2 protein-coding genes and 1 pseudogene are annotated in these 3,739 nt (G+C 65.6%); all 3 read left to right on the top strand.

Features of this window, described 5'->3' with window-relative positions; all coding sequences use genetic code 11:
• Nucleotides 1-775: alpha/beta hydrolase (locus JOZ00_RS02070; protein ID WP_293338979.1), on the top strand; the 775-nt coding region annotated here is incomplete at its 5' end.
• Nucleotides 776-923: 148 nt separating this feature from the next.
• Nucleotides 924-1,728: pseudogene (locus tag JOZ00_RS02065) on the top strand (beta-phosphoglucomutase family hydrolase).
• Nucleotides 1,725-3,739: glycoside hydrolase family 65 protein (locus JOZ00_RS02060; protein WP_293338976.1), on the top strand; the 2,015-nt coding region annotated here is incomplete at its 3' end. The pseudogene JOZ00_RS02065 and the gene JOZ00_RS02060, both read left to right, overlap by 4 nt.

Below are 3,739 nucleotides of genomic sequence, written 5' to 3'. Positions count from 1 at the left end.
TGCGGGAACCGGCCCGCCGTTGGTGCTGCTCCACACGGTCCGCACCCAGCTGGACTACTTTCAGCGCGCAGTGCCCGCGCTTTGGGACGAATTCACTGTCTACGCACTGGATTTTCCCGGCATGGGTTGGTCGGACATTGTCCCCGGTGCCCAACACGACGAACTGGAATTGCACGCTGCGGTCACTGAATTCGTCAAAACGCTCGGGCTGCGCGACGTCACGTTGGTTGGTGAGTCGATGGGGGCGGCGACCGCGTTGCTGGCCTCCATTGAACTGAAAGACAACGTGCGCAGGGTGATCGCCTTCAACCCGAACGACTACCCGGGCGGGCTGGAACGGGGCAACTGGTTTGCCCGCCTGATTGGAACCGGCGTCCGCAGCACCGGCTTCGGATCGATCGTCACGCGGTTGGAGACCCGCGTCATCCTTCGGACCGTGCTGCGTGGCGGCTTCGTCGACCCCAGCGCATTGCCTAAAGACTTCTTGAGCGAGCTACGGCGAAGTGGCCGCAGGCGCGGCTACCCGGCGGTGAACCGGGCAATCATGCGCAGCCTGAAAGGGTTCGTCAGTGCGCGCGATCGTTACGCGCGGGTGAACGTGCCGGTAACTCTGGCCTATTCCGAACGGGATTGGTCGCGCGTAGCCGAACGGGAACAGATTGCCCGCCGACTCGGCACCGAAGCCATCACGATAACTGACACGGGCCACTTTTCGGCGTTGGAGCGCCCGGCGGAGATGATTCGCATCATCCGGCAAAACAGCCCGCAGACATAACACGGCCGCGCGGCGGCCGACGACGCATCACCGCCACCTGACGGCGGTTCTCGCACTCGGACTGCTCACTACGGTGCCGTTGGCGGTCTGCCGGCTACTGTGCGCTGCGGTTTAAGAACTTCAGATCGCTGGCAACACGCGGGCAAGCATGGTGAAGTGGTATCGCCCGACTACTCCGACAGTGAGGATTCGCTGTGCTGGGTCTGCCAGAGAAAGTGCGTGCCTGCCTGTTCGACATGGATGGTGTGCTCACCGACACGGCGAGCGTGCACACCAAGGCATGGAAAGCCATGTTCGACGACTACCTGTCCCAGCGGGCCGAGCGCACCGGGGATAAGTTCGTTCCCTTCGACGCGGCCGCGGACTATCGGACATACGTCGACGGCAAGAAGCGCGAAGACGGAGTCCGGTCGTTTCTGGAAAGCCGGGGAATCGAGCTGCCTGAAGGCGGGCCCGACGACTCGGACGACGCCGAGACTATCTACGGCCTGGGCAACCGCAAGAACGACATGTTCCAGAAGGTCCTCGAAAAGGATGGTGTCAAGGTATTCGACGGGTCGCGGCGCTATCTGGAGGCGGTCTCGGCCGCGGGCCTGGGCATCGCCGTCGTGTCGGCCAGCGCCAACACCCCCGAGGTACTGAAGATCACCGGCCTGGACAAGTTCATCCAGCAGCGGGTGGATGGCAACACGCTGCGCGAAGAGCACATTCCAGGCAAGCCGGCCCCCGACTCGTTCCTGAAGGGGGCACAACTCCTCGACATCGCGCCCGACGCGGCCGCCGTGTTCGAGGACGCGCTGTCCGGCGTGGCCGCGGGCCATGCCGGTCACTTCGGCTACGTGGTGGGCGTCGACCGGGTGGGCCAGGCTGAAGAACTCCGCAAAAGCGGCGCCGACGTGGTGGTACAAGACCTCGACGAACTGCTCAGCCAAGACGACGGAGACAAGTCATGATTACCGAGGACGCCTTCCCCGTCGAACCGTGGCGGGTCCGCGAGACCCGGCTCGACCTGAACCTGATCTCGCAGTCCGAATCCCTGTTCGCGTTGTCCAACGGGCACATCGGCCTGCGCGGCAACCTCGATGAGGGCGAGCCGTACGGCCTGCCCGGCACCTACCTCAACTCCTTCTACGAGATCCGGCCGCTGCCGTACGCCGAGGCGGGATACGGCTATCCGGAGGCCGGCCAGACCATCGTCGACGTCACCAACGGCAAGATCTTTCGCCTGTTGGTCGGCGACGAGCCGTTCGACGTCCGGTACGGACAGTTGCTCTCCCACGAGCGCACCCTGGACCTGCGCGCGGGGACGCTGACCCGCTGCGCGCACTGGGCCTCGCCCGCGGGCAAGCAGATCAAAGTGACGTCCACCCGACTGGTTTCGCTGGCCCAGCGCAGCGTCGCGGCCATCGAGTACATCGTCGAGGCGGTCGACGAATTCGTCCGGGTGACGGTGCAATCCGAACTCGTCACCAACGAGGACCAGCCGCAGACCTCGGCCGACCCACGGGTGTCGGCCATTCTGGACAAGCCGCTGGAGGCCGTCGACCACGAAAACACTGACACCGGAGCGCTTTTGATGCACCGGACCCGCAGCAGCGCCCTGATGATGGCGGCAGGCATGGACCACGAGGTCGACGTGCCCGGACGGGTCGAGGTCAGCACCGACGCGCGTGCCGACCTGGCCCGGACCACGATCATCGCAGGGCTGCGCCCGGGCCAGAAGCTGCGCATCGTCAAATACCTGGCCTACGGCTGGTCAAGCCTGCGCTCCCGCCCGGCGCTGCGCGACCAGGCCGCCGCCGCCCTGCACAGCGCGAAGTACAGCGGTTGGCAAGGGTTGCTCGATGCACAACGTAAGTACCTCGACGAGTTCTGGGAGAACGCCGACGTCGAGGTCGAAGGCGACCTCGAATCTCAGCAGGCGGTGCGGTTCGGCCTGTTCCATCTGTTGCAGGCCAGCGCTCGCGCCGAACGCCGCGCGATTCCCAGCAAGGGACTTACCGGCACCGGCTACGACGGCCACGCCTTCTGGGACACCGAGGGTTACGTGCTGCCGGTGCTCACCTACACCGCGCCGCACGCCGTCGCCGACGCGCTGCGGTGGCGCGCGTCGACCATGGATCTGGCCCGGGAGCGAGCGGCCGAGCTGGGCCTCAAGGGTGTCAGCTTTCCGTGGCGGACCATCCGCGGCCAGGAAACCTCCGCGTACTGGCCGGCCGGCACCGCCGCCTTCCACATCAACGCCGACATCGCGATGGCCTTCGAACGCTACCGGGTGGTCACCGGTGACCACAGCCTCGAAAAGGATTGTGGCCTACACGTTTTGATCGAAACCGCCCGGCTGTGGATGTCGCTGGGACACCACGACCGGTACGGCGTGTGGCATCTCGACGGGGTCACCGGTCCCGACGAATACACGGCCATCGTCCGCGACAACGTCTTCACCAACCTGATGGCCGCACACAACCTGATCGTCGCCGCCGACGCCTGCGTTCGCGATCCCGACGAGGCCGCCAAGCTGTGCGTCACCACCGAGGAGATGGCCAACTGGCGCAACGCGGCCGACGCGGTCCACATCCCGTACGACGAGGACCTCGGTGTCCACCAGCAGTGTGAAGGCTTTACCACGTTCGCGGAGTGGGACTTTGACGCCAACCAGACCTACCCGCTGCTGCTGCACGAGGCCTATGTGCGGCTCTATCCCGCACAGGTGATCAAGCAGGCCGACCTGGTGCTGGCGATGCAGTGGCAGAGCCACGCGTTCACACCGGAGCAGAAGGCCCGCAACGTCGACTACTACGAGCGGCGGATGGTGCGTGACTCGTCACTGTCGGCCTGCACCCAGGCGGTGATGTGCGCGGAGGTCGGGCATCTGGAGCTGGCCCACGACTACGCCTACGAAGCCGCCCTGATCGATCTGCGCGACCTGCACAGCAACACCCGCGACGGGCTGCACATGGCGTC

It is taken from the genome of Mycobacterium sp., from assembly GCF_019243155.1.
Classification (GTDB): Bacteria; Actinomycetota; Actinomycetes; order Mycobacteriales; family Mycobacteriaceae; genus Mycobacterium.
The sequence above is the reverse complement of the archived record's forward strand: the minus strand, read 5'-3'. Positions and strand labels throughout refer to the sequence as shown.